Below are 18,241 nucleotides of genomic sequence, written 5' to 3'. Positions count from 1 at the left end.
TGATAGTCAAAACCTTTGGGTAAATGAAATTATCATGTTAAAATACTAATGTAACCGTTTTAAAATCAGAATAATATTATAATTCTTTGATTTTACCGTTAAAAATAATTTCCAAAGGGTAACAGTTTATTAGCAAACTTTAGATTTAGCAAGGGGGTTTTACAGTGAAAAAGCCAGTTACCGGCAAAGGGAAATCTTGGCCGGGATTCCATGGGCCAAACCAGGGATATGTCGAGGAAATGTATGAAATGTTCCTCAATAACCCAGATTCGGTGGACCCTGATATTAAAGAATATTTTGAACAATTCTCCAACGCGGAATTACCTCCTGAAGCAGAGGACGAGAGAATTTCTGCTGCAAGTGGAGGGATTTCTCCGGAAAAGATTGCTTCAGCGTTACGATATGCTGATTATATACGTTCGTATGGTCATTTATCCGCAAAAATTTATCCATTGGAATTTGGAACAGAGGAATTTCCGCTTGAAGATTTTAGTAAATGGGGTCTTTCTGAAACAGACCTTAAGAAGATTCCTGTAAACCTTGTTTGTCCTAGTGCCCCTTCATCAATTTCAGATGGAAAAGAGGCATTTGAATATTTGAAAAAGGTATATTCAAATACAATCGCCTACGAATTCCATCATGTTAATGAATGGTCTGAAAAGGATTGGCTAAGACAAAAGGTTGAATCAGGGGAATTGATCCCTAACATTGCAACTGATAAAAAGATTGCTTTGTTCGAGCGTTTGACTGAGGTGGAAAATTTTGAAAAGTATTTGCATCGGACTTTCGTCGGCCAGAAAAGGTTTTCGATTGAGGGTCTTGACTCAATGGTGCCTCTGTTGGATGAAGTAGTGGCCGATGCTGTGAATAACGGTGTAGAAACAATCAATATCGGCATGGCCCACAGAGGAAGACTGAATGTCCTTGCCCATGTTTTGGGAAAGCCTTACGAGATGATTTTCGCAGAATTCCAGCATGCACCCAATAAAGAGTTGGTACCATCCGAAGGTTCGATTGGAATTAATTTCGGATGGACAGGAGATGTGAAGTATCACCTTGGAATTGATCGTAAAATAAAATCGGATAGCACTGCGAACGCAAGGCTGACGCTTGCGAATAACCCCAGTCACCTTGAGTTTGCCGGAGCAATCGTTGAAGGATTTACTCGAGCTGCCCAGGATGACCGCAGCCAGCCTGGATACGCAAAGCACGATCCAGTGAAGGCTTTAGCAATCCTGATTCACGGTGATGCTGCGTTCCCGGGACAGGGCATTGTAGCCGAAACTTTGAATTTAAGCCGTTTGCAGGGTTATAAAACAGGTGGAACCATTCATGTCATTGCAAATAATACAATAGGGTTCACTACAGAATCGATGGATTCACGCTCGACCCGCTATGCAAGTGATCTTGCGAAAGGATATGAAATACCGATTATCCATGTTAACGCTGACGCTCCGGAGGCATGCCTGATGGCAGCCCGACTTGCTTTTGAATACAGAGAAACTTTTGGCAAGGACTTTTTAATTGATTTAATAGGATATCGTCGATTTGGCCATAACGAAATGGATGAACCGATGACGACGAATCCAGAAATGTATAAGCTCGTCAACAGTCATCTTACAGTGAAAACTCTGTATGGCAATAAACTTTTACAGGAAGGTGTTCTGACAGAGGAGAAAAGGTCAGGTATTGAACAAAAGATCTCAGACAGGCTGGCATCAGCATACGAAAAAGTTCCGAGAAAAGAGAAAGAAGTCAAGAGAGAACCTGATATTCCTGATGTAATCGAAATGGGGATTCCACAGATTGATACTAGCGTGCCAATCGAAACATTAAAGACAATAAATGAAAACCTTCTGAAATGGCCTGAAGGATTCAATGTTTTTAGCAAACTTGAAAAAATCCTTCAGCGCAGGAAGGATGCTTTTTCTGAAAATGGAAAAATCGATTGGGGTCTGGCAGAAACACTTGCATTTGCTTCAATCTTGAAAGATGGCACACCTGTAAGATTGACAGGACAGGATTCAGAGCGGGGGACATTTGCCCAGAGGAATTTAGTGCTGCATGACAGCGGAAATGGTAAACAATTTTCCCCGCTGCATGTTCTTCCGGATGCTAAAGCCTCCTTTTCAATCCACAACAGCCCGTTATCAGAAGCGGCAGTAGTCGGATTCGAATATGGCTATAATGTATTCGCACCAGAAACACTGGTCCTTTGGGAAGCTCAATATGGAGACTTTGCTAATGCTGCACAAGTTTTATTTGACCAGTTCGTGGCTGCGGGCAGGGCGAAGTGGGGACAAAAATCCGGACTGGTTATGCTGCTGCCACACGGTTATGAAGGACAGGGTCCTGAGCATTCTAGTGGAAGGGTCGAACGCTTTTTGACGCTTGCAGCTGAGAATAACTGGACCGTAGCGAACCTCTCGTCCGCTGCACAATACTTTCATATCTTAAGGAGACAGGCAGCTATTTTAAAGCAGGAAGCTGTCCGTCCGCTTGTCTTGATGACACCAAAAAGTTTGCTGAGAAATCCGTTGGTTGCAGCTGATCCAGAGCAACTGAGCCAGGGAAGCTTTAAATCGATTTATGAACAGCCAGGACTTGGAAAGGAACCAGAACAAATAGAACGTGTCGTATTGTGCACAGGAAAAGTTAGCATAGACATCGCTGAACAAATTGACCCTGATTCATATAAATGGCTGCATGTATTAAGAATAGAAGAAATATATCCGTTCCCTTTGGAAGCTCTTAAGAAAATTTTGAGGCGTTATCCAAACCTGTCAGAGATTATTTGGGTTCAGGAAGAACCAAAAAATATGGGTGCCTGGACTTTCGTAGAGCCAAGAATAAATGAAGCAGCACCTAAAGGAATCGAGGTTTCATATATCGGAAGGAGAAGACGATCAAGTCCGGCCGAAGGAGATCCGAACATTCATAAATTAGAACAGGCAAGAATTGTGAATGATGCATTGACAAGGACAAAAGGAGGAGGAAATGAAAATGGCAGACATTAAAGTTCCTGAATTAGCCGAATCAATAACCGAAGGAACGATTGCTCAATGGCTGAAAAAAAAGGGTGATCAAGTCCAAAAAGGTGAATATGTCGTTGAATTGGAAACGGATAAAGTCAACGTAGAAATCATTTCGGATTATGATGGTATCTTGACGGATCTGCTCGCAGAGGAAGGCGATACAGTCAAGGTTGGGGAGACCATTGCGGTTGTTGGTGAGCAAGGCAGCGTGGAAAGTGAAGCACCTGAAGCAAATCCAGCTGAAACTGGAAGAGAAGCAGAGTCTCCGGATGAACCAGCAATTAAGGAATCAGGTGCCCAGGCAGCTGCAAATCAAAATGATAAAACCGTCGGCACACAGGATAAACAATCAGAGGAAGAAGGCAATGAGCGGATTATTGCTTCTCCAGCCGCAAGAAAGCTGGCACGGGAAAAAGGCATTGCTTTGAATCAGGTGAGTTCTTCAGATCCTCTTGGGAGAGTCAGAAAACAGGATGTCGAGTCCCATACTCCTGGGCAAAATCAGATAAAGGCTGAGCCAAGGAATAATCAAGGGGTGAAAGCACCTTCATTTCTAAATTCTGAAGATGGCAAGCAAGTAGAAAGAATTAAAATGTCAAGAAGACGGCAGACAATTGCGAATAGGCTTGTTGAGGTCCAGCAGACCGCTGCGATGCTGACAACGTTCAATGAAGTGGATATGACCGCTGTTATGGAATTGCGTAAGAAATGGAAAGACCGTTTTTATGAAGAAAATGATGTTCGTTTAGGATTCATGTCATTTTTCACTAAAGCAGTGGTAGCGGCATTGAAGAAGTCTCCGTATCTCAATGCGGAAATCCAGGGAGATGAAATAGTCCTTAAGAAGTTCTATGATATCGGAGTGGCCGTTGCTGCAGATGAAGGCCTTGTAGTTCCGGTAATCAGAGATGCCGACAGGAAGAACTTTGCCGAGATTGAAAGAAACATTAACGAGTTGGCTGAAAAGGCACGGACGAACAAACTCTCATTAAAGGATCTTCAAGGTGGTACCTTTACAATCACTAATGGGGGAGTATTTGGCTCGCTGCTTTCAACACCAATCATAAATGGTCCTCAAGTTGGGATTCTTGGGATGCACACCATCCAGCTCCGCCCGGTTGCCATCGATAAAGAAAGAATCGAAAACCGTCCGATGATGTACATCGCTTTGTCATACGACCACCGAATCGTAGATGGCAAAGAAGCGGTAACATTCTTAAAACGCATTAAAGAACTGATGGAAGATCCTGAATCATTATTGCTCCAGGGTTAAAACGACAAAAATGCACTGCCGTAAATTATACGGCAGTGCATTTTTTTGAATACTGGGTTTCATAAATCAAATCAATTAACGTTTTTTAAATGGCTTAAGTCCTCTTTTGGAAATTTCATTTTTCAAAATCTTTGCCCATTCTTTATCATGTTCCGACTTTAATGCATCACGATACGAGACCACCAACAGTTCATTGCTCATAATTTTCATTTGCATTCCTCCTCGGTAAGAATGGATTGAATTTTCAAACTATATATATAGTTTCATTCATTGTAAAGGTTTATTAATGATTTGAAAACCCATTATGAAGAATTTTTTCTAGAAATATTTTCTTGTTGGTCTAGTTTGAAAGAAAACCGGAAGAGTGAAAATCAGGAGAAATAAACCTGACAGGATTCAGAACTGTAGCTTGATTCCTTAAGATGAAAAATTATCGAAAAGGATAAAACACCATAGTCACATTATTAAACAAAAAAAGCTTGCATTTTATTAGTCGGAAATATATCATATACCCATAAGGGTATCTAATGGGGATTAGATGCTTTAAACACAAATGATTAAAACTGGGAGGAAGATCTATGGGAATGCAAGCTATTACAGCTGAAAAATTAAATGAGTGGGTAGTTGGAAAAAAGGATTTTTTCATTTTTGATGTAAGGAATGTAAAAGACTTCGAAGATTGGAAGGTTGAAGGGGAAAATATCCAATATTTAAATATCCCTTACTTTGAATTAATCGATGGAGTCGAAGAAGTTGTTGACCAGCTTCCAAGGGAGAAAGATATTGTCGTCATTTGTGCCAAGGAAGGTTCTTCGGTAATGGTTGCTGAAATGCTTTCTGATGCAGGGTTCAATGTATCTTATCTTTCTGGCGGAATGAAATCCTGGAGTGAATACTTATATCCTGTTGAAGTATATAAAGATGAGGATATAAAGGTATTGCAATTCATCCGTGTAGGCAAGGGCTGCCTCTCTTACATGGTTTTATCCGAAAACGAGGCACTGGTTGTCGATCCATCAAGATTCACAGATCGCTATACTGCAATTGCTGAAAAAGAAAACGTTAGGATCACTCACATTGTAGATTCCCACCTGCACGCTGACCATTTGTCTGGCGGCAAGCAGTTGGCAGATTTAACAGGAGCTAAATATTACCTCATGAAGAGTGAAGGGGCAGCATTTGACTTTGAAGCTTTGGAGCAGCATGATAGAATTGAATTTGAGAACATCACTCTCGAAGTACTGGCTGTTAAGACTCCGGGACATACCCCTGGCAGTGTTTCCTTCTTTGTGAATAATAAGCTTCTATTTTCAGGAGATACTATCTTCGTTAATGGTCTTGGACGTCCTGATTTAGGCGGGAAAGCTGCAGAGTGGGCTAAAGACCTTTATGATACTGTATATAGCAAGGTTTCTCTAATAGCTGATGATGTCTTTGTATTGCCAGGGCATTACGCAAGCTTTGATGGTGAAGTGAATCCTGCTGGATTCATCGGCAGCCAATTGGGACTAATCAGACAGCAAAACGAAATCATGGAAGGCAAAACTGTCGATGAGTTTGTCGAACATGTAGCACAATCAGCATCAAGCGATACACCACCTAACTTTGAGGATATCGTCGCGATCAATCGTGGTGTTAAAGCAGTGACAGCAGACGAGGCGATGGAGCTTGAAATTGGTCCTAACCGCTGTGCCGTCCACCACACACACTAGTAAGATAATGAAGAGGAGAGCAATGCTTTCCTCTTTGTAAGTCTATTGCCCAAAAAAGTGGGTACGCTTTATTGCATGTGAGGTGAGAACTGATGGAAGAAGAAAAGAAAAATAATCATTGTGCAGGCGGGTCCTGAGGCGTTGGACCAAAGCGTACAGGTAATGAGGAAAAAGGAAGGTTTTCTGGGTTTCCTCCTATATGACCAGCCACGTACGTATGGCTCCTGGCAGGAGTCATTTATTTGATTTCTAAATTATTTTAGTTCTAAAAATTCCTCCTGGAAAGTCACGGGAGGAAAACGGAATAACATCATTAACAGGAGGCACAATCATGCTGGATGTATTAGTGATTGGGGGAGGGATTTCCGGAGGATCCGCAGCAATTTATACTGCCCAGGGCGGATTGAGAACAGCGGTCATCGATTCAGGAATGTCCCAGGTTAAACAAGTTTCACAACTTTATAATTATCCAGGAATAAGTGAAATCTCTGGCACTGCTCTTATGGATACGATTAAACATCAAGCGATCGCTTCTGGTGCTGAATGGACCGAGGGTGTTGTTGAATCTGTAACACAAATTGACCGGGTTTTTTCTATATTATTGGCTGACGGCAAAGAATTGGCTGCAAAGCATCTAATTATAGCTACTAATCTGCAGACCACATTGCTGAAAGGCCTTGGCTTTGAATTGGCTGTGAATGAAAAGGTGCCAAGCGGAAAAGTTAAAAAAGTATTGGGAATTGAGCCTGACGGTACAACCACTCTCCCAAACCTTTATATCACCAGCTTGCTTGCCGGTCTTTCAAGCCAATCTGTCATCGCTGCCGGTCATGGCGCGTCAGTAGGAATATCTATAGTGTCGAAGGAAACGGGAAAATCATATATGTGGCATGATAAGTAATTTAAAACAGGGGTTTCTCCTGTTTTTTTTTCTTTGTTTTTCGAGCCGAATATTCACCCCCTTATTTCTCTTGGCTTCGAGCTGATTCTGACAGGGAGTGAATTTAAACTCGTGAAATTTTGGTTGTGAAAGCAACAAAGTTTACGAAAAGAGCTTTTTTTGTAAAGTTAATACCTTTAGATTATTAAATTTTTCAGGAAAAAGGGAGGAATACATTTTAAAAATATTGAATATTCAAACATAGGTGTTATAGTAAGTGGTAAACGCTTACATAATTTTAATTTATTTTAGGAGGTTAATAGATGGACAATTTACTGCCGTATACTGTGGGTGAATTATTAGAAGTACAGGCGAAGACATTCCCTGAACACGAAGCGGTTGTTTATGCTGACAGAAACCTGAGGATGAATTATAAGGAATTTAACAAACTCTGCCGAAAAACTGCGAGGGGATTGATGAAGCTCGGGGTGCAAAAAGGGGAGCATGTTGCTGTCTGGTCCTCGAATACCCCGGAATGGGTGGTGACCCAGTTCGCTACCGGCAAAATGGGTGCAGTTCTTGTAACTGTCAACACCAATTACCGGACCGCAGAATTAGAATATCTGCTTAAACAATCTGATTCTACGACTATTATTTTAATGGAACAGTTTAAAGACTCCTCCTATATTGATATGGTATATGAGATTGTACCTGAACTGAAAACAAGTGAACCTGGCAAACTTGATAGCAGTAATCTGCCATTCTTGAAGAATGTCATTGTAATGGGTGAGAAACGTTTTCCTGGAACCTTCAGCTGGCAGGATATTCTAGATATGGCTGATGAGGTAACAGAGGATGAACTTAATCAGCGTATGGAAACACTCACTCAGAACGAAGTAATCAATATGCAATACACGTCCGGTACGACTGGGTTTCCTAAGGGTGTAATGCTGACCCACAGCAATATCGTCAACAACGCCTATAATGTAGCCTCTGCGATGAAACTTACGGATCAAGACAGGCTATGTATCCCAGTGCCATTTTTTCATTGCTTTGGCTGTGTAATGGGCACGCTAGCATGTGCGACAGTTGGGGCGACAATGGTGCCTGTCCAGGAATTCAGCCCAAAGGCTGTCCTTGAAACAGTTGAAAAAGAAAAGTGTACGGCGCTTCATGGTGTCCCAACAATGTTCATCGCTGAGCTAAATGACCAGGATTTCCATAAATACAATCTTTCGTCTTTAAGGACAGGGATCATGGCGGGCTCTAATTGTCCGATTGAAGTGATGAAGGCTGTCAATGAAAAAATGGGAGCAACAGAAATAACGATTGCATATGGACAGACGGAATCCTCCCCAGTCATTACACAGACAAGAACGAATGACCCACTCGAGCTAAGGGTAGAAACAGTAGGAAAAGCTTTACCAAAAGTGGAAGTAAAGATAGTAAAGCCAGGCACGTTGGAGGAAGTGCCGCGTGGAGTACAGGGAGAGCTTTGCACCCGCGGCTACCATGTTATGGACGGTTATTATAAAAATCCTGATGCAACGAAAGAGGCGATTGATGAAGAAGGCTGGCTGCATACAGGTGATCTTGCCGTAATGGACGAGAATGGCTATTGCAGGGTCACTGGTAGATTAAAGGATATGATCATCAGGGGCGGTGAAAACATTTACCCTCGTGAAATTGAAGAATTCCTATACAGCCATCCAAAGGTACTGGATGTTCAGGTTGTCGGAATTCCCGACAGCGTATATGGTGAGGAAGTGATGGCCTGGATCATTTTAAAGGATGGAGAAATGGCAACAGCGGACGAAATCAGAGAATACTTTAAAGGTAAAATTTCAAAGCATAAAATACCAAGGTATATAGAATTCACAAAAAACTATCCAATGACAGCATCAGGGAAAATACAAAAGTTCAAGCTAAAAGAACAGGCTATGGATGCGGTGGAGGAACTGAAAAAGGTTTAGTGATTATCGGAGAGGATGGAATCTAAATGGTTTCATCCTTTTTATATTGTTGGACGGAAGTGATAGCCAACCGGCAACACCATCGAACACAGAAAGAGGAACAGTCTATCCAAAGAAGGGCTCTATGGGAAAAAACTGGTCGCGAATCCTTAAGAACTTTACAAAGTCGCTATATACAGTTGTACGAAGGTGCTTTAATATATATAACAATGGATATTTATGGGTAAATAAAGTCAATAAGATATTTAAAATAAACTGAAAGTAACGAGGACTTAAAGTGAAAATACAAGATCATACATATAAAGTAAAAGGATTAGGATATACGGTCAGGTCTGCTGTTGAAAAGGATGCATATGCTTTGTCAGAATTAAGGCTGCAAATCGATGGGGAGACGGAAAATCTTGACCGCGAAAAAGGAGAAGGGTTCATCGATGCCTCAGGCTTTGAAACGATTATTAATGCCGACTCAAATCATCCTAGAAACCTATTTTTAGTGGCTGAAGTCAATGGCCGACTAGTAGGTTTTTCAAGATGTGAAGGAACGGATTTAAAGCGATTTTCTCATAAAGTAGCATTTGGTATTGGAATATTAAAAGAGTTCTGGGGATATGGCATTGGGAAACACCTTATGCGAGAATGCATTTCCTGGGCAGACGCTAACGGAATTAAAAAAATCGCCTTGGAAGTAACAGAAACTAACGATAATGCAATAAAGCTCTACGAAAAGCTTGGTTTTGAAGTCGAAGGCGAACTTAAAAATGACAAGCTGCTTTCCGATGGAAAATACTATAATACCATTGTTATGGGAAGATTTAATGATTGATGAAATTTAATAGCTGTACAAATTCATCAAATTAATCTGTAAAAATTCAGGAGATATATTGTGATTAAAGCAACTTTACAAGCAGTCTTTACACAGACCTTTCAAAATAAAGTGGAGAAAAGAAGCCTTCAACCTTGGTAAAATGGTGAAACACGAATTTAGATACTGACTTCAAGTCCGTAATAAAGGATTATATCCTCCAGCAATGCCTGCATAAAATTTGTAGTTAGCTGACTTTTTCATTTTGCAAATTTTTATTTCGAATTTACGAAAAATAAAATATCATTTTGAACATTTTGTTACAACTGCCGTGGTTATATATTATTTAACAATATTACTCCCTATAATATAGTGTATACACCTGCATTTATAATTAGTGAAAGCAGGTATTATGGGGGTATGATCGCATGAGATGGCTAATAGTTTTATTGCTGTCAATCATAAGTATATTGTTCCTTTTTAAAGGGATAGAGCTATGGTCTGCCATCGACCACGTAGATGGAGAGGGCATTGGAATAAGCTTTGTTGGATTGAGTATAAGTGAAAGAGTACTGAATGAAAGCATACCTGGCTATGCGCTGGGATTTACTATATCATCCATTATTCCAATCCTTGTGGCAATTAATATTGCATTGAAGGCAAAATCCAGGAAGAAAATCGATATAAAAAATATATAGAATAAGTCTGGCGAGTGGAGATGCCTGGCTTATTTTTTTTATTCCTTTGCTTTAAAAATATCTATGCTTAAAAGGCTTTTATAATGAAATGGATGTTATTTCCTGATACGGACGGGAATTATATTAATAACGAGATTGCGGATGGAGGAGGAGCAATAATGTGTGGAAGATTTTCTTTATTTGAATCCATTGATGAATTGAAGCAGCGATTTAATTTTGAATTTTATGAGGACCTTGACTCGCGTTACAACATTGCACCAGGCCAGGATGTTTTAACTGTCATCGATAGTGGGGATCGCAGGGAAGGAACCAGAATGAGGTGGGGGCTGATTCCCTTTTGGGCGGATGATGAGAAAATCGGTTATAAAATGATCAACGCCCGCGCAGAAACAGTAGATGAAAAGGCAAGCTTCAAGAATGCACTTAAGCAAAGACGGTGTCTTATTCTTGCTGATGGATTTTATGAGTGGAAAAAAGAAGGGAAGCAGAAACAACCTTACCGGTTTGGCATGACAAACAAAAAGCCCTTCGCGATGGCTGGTCTATGGGAAAATTGGAGCAAGAATGGCAAGAGCATAACATCCTGCACAATTATTACAACAACTCCTAATGCAGTCACCGAAAGTGTCCATGATCGCATGCCTGTTATCCTGCCTGAGGACAAGATGGATATATGGCTTGACCGTTCAATGGATAAGCCTGGCGAACTGAAGAAGTTATTAGTCCCTTTTGATGCTGGCCTCATGGAAAGTTATCCAGTTTCTACGGATATAAATTCGGCCAAAAATGAAGGACAAGAATTGATTTTGCCAATCAACAGCTTGTAAAATTTCATAACCTTTTTATCCGGATGTTTAATACAAGTCTTGATTGTGGTATATAAAGACACAGCCAACAACACCAAGATGAATACATCCTGGAAAGAGGGGTTAACATGAATGGGTTTACCAAAAAAGGATTTTATGAGTTGATTTATAAAAATGAACGTTTCTCTTTTTTACAATATATTCGCAAAGATGTGATTTGTGATGTTTGTTATATAACCTTAAAAAATGTGATTACAGGTGAAACACTGACATTCGATAAATCAGAAATTCGCGGCCTGCAGGTTACCGGTGAAGAAGCGAATGCAAGCTAACTATTGCTAAATGGATCGCCTTTTCTTTATACTTAAGGGTATGAAATTGAGATAAAGGAAGTGGCAGAAGATGATTCATGTGAACTGGCACGAACGCGAAACGATTAAGAGACTTAAATGCGTTCATACTGATGCAAAAAAATATATTGTTAATAACAAGCTGACAACTGGTAAAACGTACGATGTAAAAAATGAAACGGAAGAATTTTATTTTATTGTAGATAATTCCGGCAAAGTCGGCGGGTACTACAAAGAGTATTTTGAAGAAGTAAAATAAGCAGGAAGGCTGCCCTATCAGAAGGCAGCTTTTTTTATTTTTTTAGCATTCCCGATGTTTCCCATGAATGATATGATGAAAAAACAGTACTTAACGGGAGTGAGGAAAATGAAGAGGGAAATCAAGCTGGATGGTCAAACGGTGAGGCTGGTACCAATGGAAATCGAGCAGCTGGACGATTTATGGAAGGCTGGTCATCTTCAAGAAATATGGGAATTCACCGCTTCAAAAATCAAAAGCAAGGAAGATATGAGAGAAGCAATCAAAGCTGCAGCTGATGAAAGGGAAAAGGGGACCCAGTACCCCTTTGTTGTAGTTGATAAGGAAACAGGAAAAATCATCGGCAGTTCAAGATATCTTGATATCTCTGAAGCGCATAAGAGCCTTGAGATAGGATGGACGTGGTACCATCCGGAATACTGGAGGACAAGGGTCAATACCGAAACAAAATTCCTGATGCTCGGGCATGCATTTGAAGAAATGGGTATGAATCGCGTACAATTTTGCACAGATTCAAGGAATATCCGATCCCGAAAGGCGATTGCACGTCTTGGGGCTGAAAAAGAAGGTGTACTCCGCAAGCATCGTATCATCGCAGATGGTTATGTGAGAGACACCGTCGTCTTTAGTATTATTAAAGACGATTGGCAAATGGTCAAATCATTATTGCAAGAAAAAATGAATCGATCATAGTGTTAATTTAAAGGCTGTTAAATTCATTCGTATCGATTAGAGTTGGACAGCGGGTGATAAAACAGAGAAAGTGCTGTCGATAGGGGGATCTACCTTCACAACTCTAGCTCAAAAAGTTTTTTAGTACGTATTTTGGAGGTCACCTTAGCGCTATTACAGGCTTTTTGAAGATTAATGTAAAATAAGAAAAAACACCTTAGGTGTTTTTTCTATTTTAACTTCTTTATTCCAATTCCTTTTTTGCCTTAATTAGCTTAGCCAGTTCAGTATCGATTTGTTCATATTCTTTATCATTCTTGCTCATGAAGGACAGCTTTCCAATTAAAGAGGTAATCTCATTCTGCAGGAGCATCAACTGCTCATCTTTTTCAATATTACTCAAAAAAGATGTCTTTGGATTGTTAAGTTCCTTCATTCCTTCTTCTTTCCTAATGATTTTACAATCGGATATAACTAGGAGTTTGTTGCTGATTTTTTCCAGGAAGTATACATCATGCGAGACAATCAGCATCGATCCATGAAACTCCATTAAAGTTTTTTCAAGACTCTCTCTGCTGGCTAAATCAAGATGGTTTGTCGGTTCATCAAGGATCAGTAAATCGAGATCATTCAGCAGCATCATGACTAGTTTTATTCGGGTGCGCTCGCCTAGGCTTAGATTGTCAATGGGGATTGTTAGTTTTTCTTCTGCCATTCCGATATTCGCAAAAATCGTCCGTGCTTTTCGCAATGAAGTCAAATCGGTCAAACCAGTATATTCCAATGCATTTTTAGTTGGGGGCAGGTCCGAAACATCCTGGCTCAGGTAACCAATCCTCAATGAATCACTCATCCATAAACTGCCTGTTGTTCCTTTATCGTTACCAAGAAGCATGTTTATAAGTGTGGTTTTCCCGCTTCCATTTACCCCTAGGATTGCCATTCTTTCTCCGTGATTCATATAAAAATGACTGTTATCAAATAAGCACCGGTTGCCAAAGTATTTTCCTAAATTCTGAGCTTCTATGATCCTTTTTCCGCGTTTTTGGCTTGCCTTGAACTGAAAGCTTACCTTCGTTTCCTGCTTTGGCTGCTTTACTTCATTTTTTTCAAGCTCCTGGTTCAAGCGCTTTGTTTTGGACTTTATTTGGATATCCATCTTCTTAGCTTTCATACGGTGGTACTCTTTGTAGCCAATTTGCCTTCTTTCCGAATTCGAACCCTGTTTGGTTGAATCCCTGTGTGCTTTTTCAGACCAATTTTTCAGGTTGGCGATTTGCCGTTCGATTTGCTGTTTATATTTTTCCTGGGTTTCGTATTGGTGAAGCTGGATTTCATACAGCCTTTGCTTTTCCAGACGGTATAAAGAGTAGTTGCCATTAAACAATTTGGTCTCTCCAGCTTCAATCTCGACAATTTCAGTGACTGTCTGGTCAAGGAAATACCTGTCATGGGAAATGATGATTACGGCCCCGTTAAAGGCTTTTAGTTCATTGATCAGCCATGCAACACCTTGTAGGTCCAGGTGGTTTGTCGGTTCATCAAGTATGAGAAGTTCTGGCCTGCTCGCCCAAACGCTTGCCAGGGAAAGCTTTAATTTTTCTCCGCCGCTCAGGTTCTCCCATGGAGTATCGCCCCAATCAATGGTTTTACTTAAGCCCAGCTTGCTCGATAATGTAAATAGACCTTTTTCTGCAAGTGTGAGGGCATCTTCGAATTCAAGCACTGAATATTCAGTAGATTGCTTTAGGTACCCAATATTTACTGAACCATTAAAGGTTTCAATCATCCCTGCGTCTGGAAGGACACTTCCATAGATTATATTTGCTAAAGTTGTCTTTCCGGCACCATTGTTTCCAACAAGGCCGATCCTGCTGCCGTGTTTAATGTCAAACTCTGCATTATTAATAATTTGACTTTCATTGAAGCTCTTCTTAATACCTCTTATTTTCATAAATGTCATAAAAATTCCACCTTTCGTCTTTTGCGTTTATTGAATGAAGGTGAGTATTTTATCCATTAAAAAAACCTCCCTGGTTAACCCGGGAGGTTCTGCTATGCATTCACACTTGATTTACTCAAGCACAAACAAAGCATCGTACTGCTTTTCAGCAGCATGCTAAATAAGGCCTGTAAACCGACATGGAATGGCAAATGGGCAGACTAATCCTATTTCCGGGCAACACGTTTTTCCTATTCGAAAAATCGGGCAGAAAATAAGATTAGAACTTCATCGGCTCTTTACCATTCCTTTCAATATCATTAAAACATAGTATACATTCATGAAAAATTATCTGTCAACCCATAATATACCTATTTAACATATTCCTCTGTAATGCATTATCGAATGCTTGGTTCATTCGTAAAAACAAGAATATCATCTATTACAGCCAAGGTGAAAACCCAGGGAATTTAATCCCTGGCTTTTTGCAGTGTCCCGTTATAATGGCTGTTCGACTTTTACGGAGGATTGTTTAGCGCCGTATATTTTGCGGGCCAACAACGTTTGGATAATCAGGAATATCCCGCCGACTGTCCAATAAAGGGGCAGAGCGGAGGGTGCACTTAAAGAGAACATGACGATCATGATGGGCGATAAGAGCCCCATGAACTTCATTTGTTTCTTCTGATCCTCAGTCATATTGATCATTGAAACTCTAAATTGCAAAAAATAGATCAGCCCGGCAGCAGCAGTAATCCACATATCTGACTGGCCGAGGTTGAACCAGAGGAAGGAATGGCTTGCGATTTCCGTAGAACCGCTGATCGCATAATAGAGCCCCATTAAAATTGGCATCTGTATCAGCATTGGCAGGCAGCCAACAGATAGAGGATTCACTCCATGCTTCTGATATAGTCCCATCATTTCCTGCTGTAATTTCTTTTGTTCTGCTGGATCTTTTATTTCTTTTAGCTTTTTTTGGATTTCATCCATCTCAGGCTTAAGGATGTCCATCTTTTCTTTCATGTTCTGCTGGTTTTTATACTGTTTTAACATTAGCGGCAGTAATACCAGCCGGATTAACATCGTAATCAAAATGATTGCCAAACCAAAACTCCCGCCAGTAAGCCCGGCAAAGACGTGGATCAGCCATGTGAATGGGTTTATGAATGTTGACTGGAAGAATGAACCCTCGCTTGTCAGTGCCTGGCATCCAGTTAATAGCATTGGTAAAAATAGAACAAAAATCATGGTGTATAGCTTTTTCATTTTTCTCCTCCTAAGTTTTATCTGTTTTGTACTAAAGGAGAAAAATGACTGTCTTCATCACCAGGATTTATCTTTATTTTTATCCGTTTTAGGATTTGCAGGTGCAATCTCGTTCCGAGGTCTGCCTTATTTTTAAAAGCCGTTTCAGAAGCGGATGGCTTAAATTTAACCTGCATGAAACATGAATCGATAAATGAGGTGTCATTGAGCATCCAAAGTGCGGACATCGACATGCTTATGAGCAAAGTCAAATAAACACTATAAATTGCCGTCGCATCCAAGGACTGAGCGTATAATTCCAACAGCATGCCGTCACCTCTTTCTCTTGTAACTCATTCATTAAGTATATTTGAACCTTCATTTATAAGCAATTTGAATTTACTTACATATACGGGAAACGATAGAGAAAGTTTCATTTTCCAAACATTGTAAGATGGGAGATGGTTTCAGAAACGAGAAAAGGGGCTAATTATATAGAACAAATATAAAGCGCCTGTTGAAAGGGGTTGCGACTATGAAAACTGTATACGGGTTAATGATCAATTCAGGAGATGCTGATGAAATGCTGTGGGACCATGGAGTATGGGAAACAGAGGAAGCGGCAAATTCTTATATAGAAAGTGAAATGTCACATATTAGCGGTGTATGGGTTGGCGAATTGAAGGTTAACGACTCGATTCCTGAAGCAGCTGAATATCAAGATGATGAAATGGTCGAGTGCCCATTATGCGGAATCGAATACAATAGAGAAGACGTTAACACCGACGATTACGACGAAGTGGTGTGCATTAATTGCGAGCCTGGATACAAGGAGAATATGAACATAGCATAGTTAAGTAAAGGCCATGGAGTGTTCCATGGCTTTTCTGCTTAACTTAGGAAGTGGGAGGAGCTTTCTGTAATGGGAATGTATGAAAAGTCGTAAAAATCCAGATTCCGATATTAACTTTTGGTTTACAAAAAGAGCTTTGAAAAAGGCAGACCAAAATGGTCAGCCTTTATCCCCAATATGTGATCGTATCAAAGATCCCCACAATAATTAAAATGTACCCAGCTGTTTTTTGTACCGCGGCCCCCAACTTTCGGCTTTTTTTCATCAATGATCCATCAAGCCCAATATATGAAATGATCCCTGCAAAAATAATCAACGGAATGGAGGTGCCGATCGCAAATACCGAGGGCAGCGCTGCACCGTATGAGGAGCTCAGAACAATTGGCATAAGAGTGAAAAAGAATATTGAAAACATCGTTGGACAGAATGCGATTGAAAAGCTTACGCCCATCAGGAAAGAGCCTGTTTTGCCGCTCCCTTTCCATTGTGGCAGAAGCGAGCTCAGTCGGTTAACCCAATTGAGTGCAAAGATCCCGATAAGAGTCAATCCTATAAGGATGAATAACGGGCCCATCAATTTCCGGAACCAGGAGAAGAAGCTTGGCAAAATTTCCTGAAACCCCTGGCCAACTAGCCAAACAGCCATTCCGAGCAATGAAAAAACGGTGATTTTTCCAAGTATGAAAAACGCAATTTCAATCCACTGGCTTTTTGTCTGCAGGCTTCGGTTTCCATAGTAAGTGATTGCACCAATGTTTCCAGTCAGCTGGCAAGGTGCCAGTGCGCCAACAAGCCCGAGAAGAAAACTTGCCAATAAAGGGATTTGTTCAGTCCGGTTGACGAGTGTAAAAAAAGGACCGCTTAAAAAATTGCTTATTTCAGAAAAGATTTGATACATCGAATCCCTCCAATTACAGCCAATAAGACTATCATACTTTATAAATATCAAAAAGAAATGCAGAAAAAACAGCAGGTAAGCGTACCTGCTGTTAATTTAATGATTTTGAATGGGCTGTCAATAGATTATATGCTTTTTCCACCTCTTCATCACTAGGTGGTTCTATATCTTTCAATGGATACTCGAGACCTAAAGCTTCCCATTTGTACACACCAAGTTTATGATAGGGCAAAACTTCAACCTTCTTAACATTTTTCAGGGTGCCAATGAAAGAACCTAACTGTGTAAGGTCTTCGATTTCGTTCGTTACTCCTGGTACAAGGACATGGCGGATCCAGATAGGCACTTGATGGTCTGATAAGTAACGGGCAAAGTCTAAAATATGGTCATTTGCCATTCCAGTCAGTTTTATGTGTTTTTTTCTGTTAATATGTTTTAAGTCTAAAAGGATCAGGTCGGTGTATTGCAAAAGTTCTGCGAGTTGTTCCTGAAAGAGAGGGGCGCTTGAATAACAGCCGCCGGAAGAGTCAATGGTTGTATGAACTCCTATTTTTTTACATTCCTTAAAAAGTTCTGTAAGGAAAGGGATCTGTAAAAGCGGTTCTCCGCCGCTGACAGTTATGCCGCCTCCAGATGACTCGATGAAGGGGAGGTAGGATTTCAGATCATCAATGATTTCGGAAACAGACATCTGTTTGCCAGAACCAATTTCCCACGTGTCTGCGTTATGGCAAAACTGGCAGCGCAGCAGGCAGCCCTGTGTGAAGATGACATAGCGTATCCCAGGTCCGTCTACAGTCCCAAAGGTTTCTATAGAATGAATATTTCCGATCATGATGA

The 18,241-nt window shown here is 40.5% G+C and carries 18 protein-coding genes; 12 read left to right on the top strand and 6 right to left on the bottom strand.

The window, feature by feature from the left end; all coding sequences use genetic code 11:
- Positions 1-164: 164 nt before the first annotated feature.
- Positions 165-3,017, top strand: a complete 2,853-nt coding sequence (gene sucA, locus M3204_RS07595) for a 2-oxoglutarate dehydrogenase E1 component (RefSeq protein WP_353056014.1) — start codon at positions 165-167, stop codon at positions 3,015-3,017.
- Complete coding sequence (gene odhB, locus M3204_RS07590; RefSeq protein ID WP_251480447.1) at positions 3,004-4,308, top strand: 2-oxoglutarate dehydrogenase complex dihydrolipoyllysine-residue succinyltransferase; 1,305 nt, start codon at positions 3,004-3,006, stop codon at positions 4,306-4,308. Before sucA ends, odhB begins: the two co-directional genes overlap by 14 nt.
- A gap of 75 nt (positions 4,309-4,383) precedes the next feature.
- On the opposite strand, the gene sda is transcribed toward odhB, so the two are convergent.
- Positions 4,384-4,518, bottom strand: coding sequence for a sporulation histidine kinase inhibitor Sda (gene sda, locus M3204_RS07585; protein ID WP_251480445.1), 135 nt, complete (start codon positions 4,516-4,518; stop codon positions 4,384-4,386).
- Between the two features lie 368 nt (positions 4,519-4,886).
- Between sda and M3204_RS07580 the strand changes: the two genes are divergently transcribed.
- The 9 genes from M3204_RS07580 (at position 4,887) to M3204_RS07540 (ending at position 12,481) form a co-directional block, all read left to right on the top strand.
- On the top strand, positions 4,887-6,020 hold the full coding sequence (locus tag M3204_RS07580) for an MBL fold metallo-hydrolase (protein ID WP_251480441.1): 1,134 nt from the start codon (positions 4,887-4,889) through the stop codon (positions 6,018-6,020).
- Between the two features lie 331 nt (positions 6,021-6,351).
- Complete coding sequence (locus tag M3204_RS07575; protein ID WP_251480438.1) at positions 6,352-6,921, top strand: FAD-dependent oxidoreductase; 570 nt, start codon at positions 6,352-6,354, stop codon at positions 6,919-6,921.
- 302 nt (positions 6,922-7,223) lie between these two features.
- Positions 7,224-8,873 carry an AMP-binding protein gene (locus tag M3204_RS07570; RefSeq protein WP_251480435.1) on the top strand — a complete coding sequence of 550 codons (1,650 nt, stop codon included), beginning with the start codon at positions 7,224-7,226 and terminating at the stop codon, positions 8,871-8,873.
- A gap of 277 nt (positions 8,874-9,150) precedes the next feature.
- Positions 9,151-9,696 carry a GNAT family N-acetyltransferase gene (locus tag M3204_RS07565; protein WP_251480432.1) on the top strand — a complete coding sequence of 182 codons (546 nt, stop codon included), beginning with the start codon at positions 9,151-9,153 and terminating at the stop codon, positions 9,694-9,696.
- A gap of 407 nt (positions 9,697-10,103) precedes the next feature.
- On the top strand, positions 10,104-10,373 hold the full coding sequence (locus tag M3204_RS07560) for a hypothetical protein (RefSeq protein ID WP_251480429.1): 270 nt from the start codon (positions 10,104-10,106) through the stop codon (positions 10,371-10,373).
- 158 nt (positions 10,374-10,531) lie between these two features.
- Positions 10,532-11,200, top strand: coding sequence for an SOS response-associated peptidase (locus M3204_RS07555; RefSeq protein WP_251480426.1), 669 nt, complete (start codon positions 10,532-10,534; stop codon positions 11,198-11,200).
- Between the two features lie 107 nt (positions 11,201-11,307).
- Entirely contained in the window at positions 11,308-11,511 is a 204-nt protein-coding gene (locus tag M3204_RS07550; RefSeq protein WP_251480423.1) for a hypothetical protein, read from the top strand.
- Positions 11,512-11,581: 70 nt separating this feature from the next.
- Entirely contained in the window at positions 11,582-11,788 is a 207-nt protein-coding gene (locus tag M3204_RS07545; protein ID WP_251480421.1) for a DUF6501 family protein, read from the top strand.
- Positions 11,789-11,896: 108 nt separating this feature from the next.
- The gene (locus M3204_RS07540; protein WP_251480418.1) at positions 11,897-12,481 is read left to right on the top strand and encodes a GNAT family N-acetyltransferase; all 585 of its coding nucleotides are present in this window, start codon (positions 11,897-11,899) and stop codon (positions 12,479-12,481) included.
- A gap of 223 nt (positions 12,482-12,704) precedes the next feature.
- On the opposite strand, the gene abc-f is transcribed toward M3204_RS07540, so the two are convergent.
- The 3 genes from abc-f to M3204_RS07525 form a co-directional block, all read right to left on the bottom strand.
- Positions 12,705-14,423 (bottom strand): ribosomal protection-like ABC-F family protein, encoded by a 1,719-nt coding sequence (abc-f, locus tag M3204_RS07535; RefSeq protein WP_251480415.1) that lies wholly within the window; start codon positions 14,421-14,423, stop codon positions 12,705-12,707.
- Positions 14,424-14,900: 477 nt separating this feature from the next.
- Positions 14,901-15,671: a membrane protein insertase YidC gene (gene yidC / locus M3204_RS07530; RefSeq protein WP_251480411.1), complete on the bottom strand. Its 771-nt coding sequence runs from the start codon at positions 15,669-15,671 to the stop codon at positions 14,901-14,903.
- A gap of 17 nt (positions 15,672-15,688) precedes the next feature.
- Positions 15,689-15,979, bottom strand: a complete 291-nt coding sequence (locus tag M3204_RS07525; protein ID WP_251480408.1) for a hypothetical protein — start codon at positions 15,977-15,979, stop codon at positions 15,689-15,691.
- A gap of 206 nt (positions 15,980-16,185) precedes the next feature.
- Between M3204_RS07525 and M3204_RS07520 the strand changes: the two genes are divergently transcribed.
- The gene (locus M3204_RS07520) at positions 16,186-16,503 is read left to right on the top strand and encodes a hypothetical protein (protein WP_251480405.1); all 318 of its coding nucleotides are present in this window, start codon (positions 16,186-16,188) and stop codon (positions 16,501-16,503) included.
- Positions 16,504-16,669: 166 nt separating this feature from the next.
- On the opposite strand, the gene M3204_RS07515 is transcribed toward M3204_RS07520, so the two are convergent.
- On the bottom strand, positions 16,670-17,401 hold the full coding sequence (locus M3204_RS07515) for a cytochrome c biogenesis CcdA family protein (protein ID WP_251480402.1): 732 nt from the start codon (positions 17,399-17,401) through the stop codon (positions 16,670-16,672).
- A 91-nt stretch (positions 17,402-17,492) separates the two neighbouring features.
- Positions 17,493-18,236: a pyruvate formate-lyase-activating protein gene (pflA, locus tag M3204_RS07510; protein WP_251480399.1), complete on the bottom strand. Its 744-nt coding sequence runs from the start codon at positions 18,234-18,236 to the stop codon at positions 17,493-17,495.
- Between the last annotated feature and the right edge of the window lie 5 nt (positions 18,237-18,241).

The organism is Mesobacillus subterraneus (assembly GCF_023715485.1).
GTDB lineage: Bacteria > Bacillota > Bacilli > Bacillales > Cytobacillaceae > Mesobacillus > Mesobacillus subterraneus_B.
Note: the sequence above shows the minus strand (reverse complement) of the source record. Positions and strands in the feature narration are given on the sequence as shown.

Excerpts from the sequence above, each read along its gene's own strand:
- odhB (WP_251480447.1), top strand. The coding sequence starts at position 3,004 with ATGGCAGACATTAAAGTTCCTGAATTAGCCGAATCAATAACCGAAGGA.
- sda (WP_251480445.1), bottom strand. The coding sequence starts at position 4,518 with ATGAAAATTATGAGCAATGAACTGTTGGTGGTCTCGTATCGTGATGCA.
- M3204_RS07580 (WP_251480441.1), top strand. The coding sequence starts at position 4,887 with ATGGGAATGCAAGCTATTACAGCTGAAAAATTAAATGAGTGGGTAGTT.
- M3204_RS07575 (WP_251480438.1), top strand. The coding sequence starts at position 6,352 with ATGCTGGATGTATTAGTGATTGGGGGAGGGATTTCCGGAGGATCCGCA.
- M3204_RS07570 (WP_251480435.1), top strand. The coding sequence starts at position 7,224 with ATGGACAATTTACTGCCGTATACTGTGGGTGAATTATTAGAAGTACAG.
- M3204_RS07560 (WP_251480429.1), top strand. The coding sequence starts at position 10,104 with ATGAGATGGCTAATAGTTTTATTGCTGTCAATCATAAGTATATTGTTC.
- M3204_RS07555 (WP_251480426.1), top strand. The coding sequence starts at position 10,532 with ATGTGTGGAAGATTTTCTTTATTTGAATCCATTGATGAATTGAAGCAG.
- M3204_RS07550 (WP_251480423.1), top strand. The coding sequence starts at position 11,308 with ATGAATGGGTTTACCAAAAAAGGATTTTATGAGTTGATTTATAAAAAT.
- M3204_RS07545 (WP_251480421.1), top strand. The coding sequence starts at position 11,582 with ATGATTCATGTGAACTGGCACGAACGCGAAACGATTAAGAGACTTAAA.
- M3204_RS07540 (WP_251480418.1), top strand. The coding sequence starts at position 11,897 with ATGAAGAGGGAAATCAAGCTGGATGGTCAAACGGTGAGGCTGGTACCA.
- abc-f (WP_251480415.1), bottom strand. The coding sequence starts at position 14,423 with ATGACATTTATGAAAATAAGAGGTATTAAGAAGAGCTTCAATGAAAGT.
- yidC (WP_251480411.1), bottom strand. The coding sequence starts at position 15,671 with ATGAAAAAGCTATACACCATGATTTTTGTTCTATTTTTACCAATGCTA.
- M3204_RS07525 (WP_251480408.1), bottom strand. The coding sequence starts at position 15,979 with ATGCTGTTGGAATTATACGCTCAGTCCTTGGATGCGACGGCAATTTAT.
- M3204_RS07520 (WP_251480405.1), top strand. The coding sequence starts at position 16,186 with ATGAAAACTGTATACGGGTTAATGATCAATTCAGGAGATGCTGATGAA.
- M3204_RS07515 (WP_251480402.1), bottom strand. The coding sequence starts at position 17,401 with ATGTATCAAATCTTTTCTGAAATAAGCAATTTTTTAAGCGGTCCTTTT.
- pflA (WP_251480399.1), bottom strand. The coding sequence starts at position 18,236 with ATGATCGGAAATATTCATTCTATAGAAACCTTTGGGACTGTAGACGGA.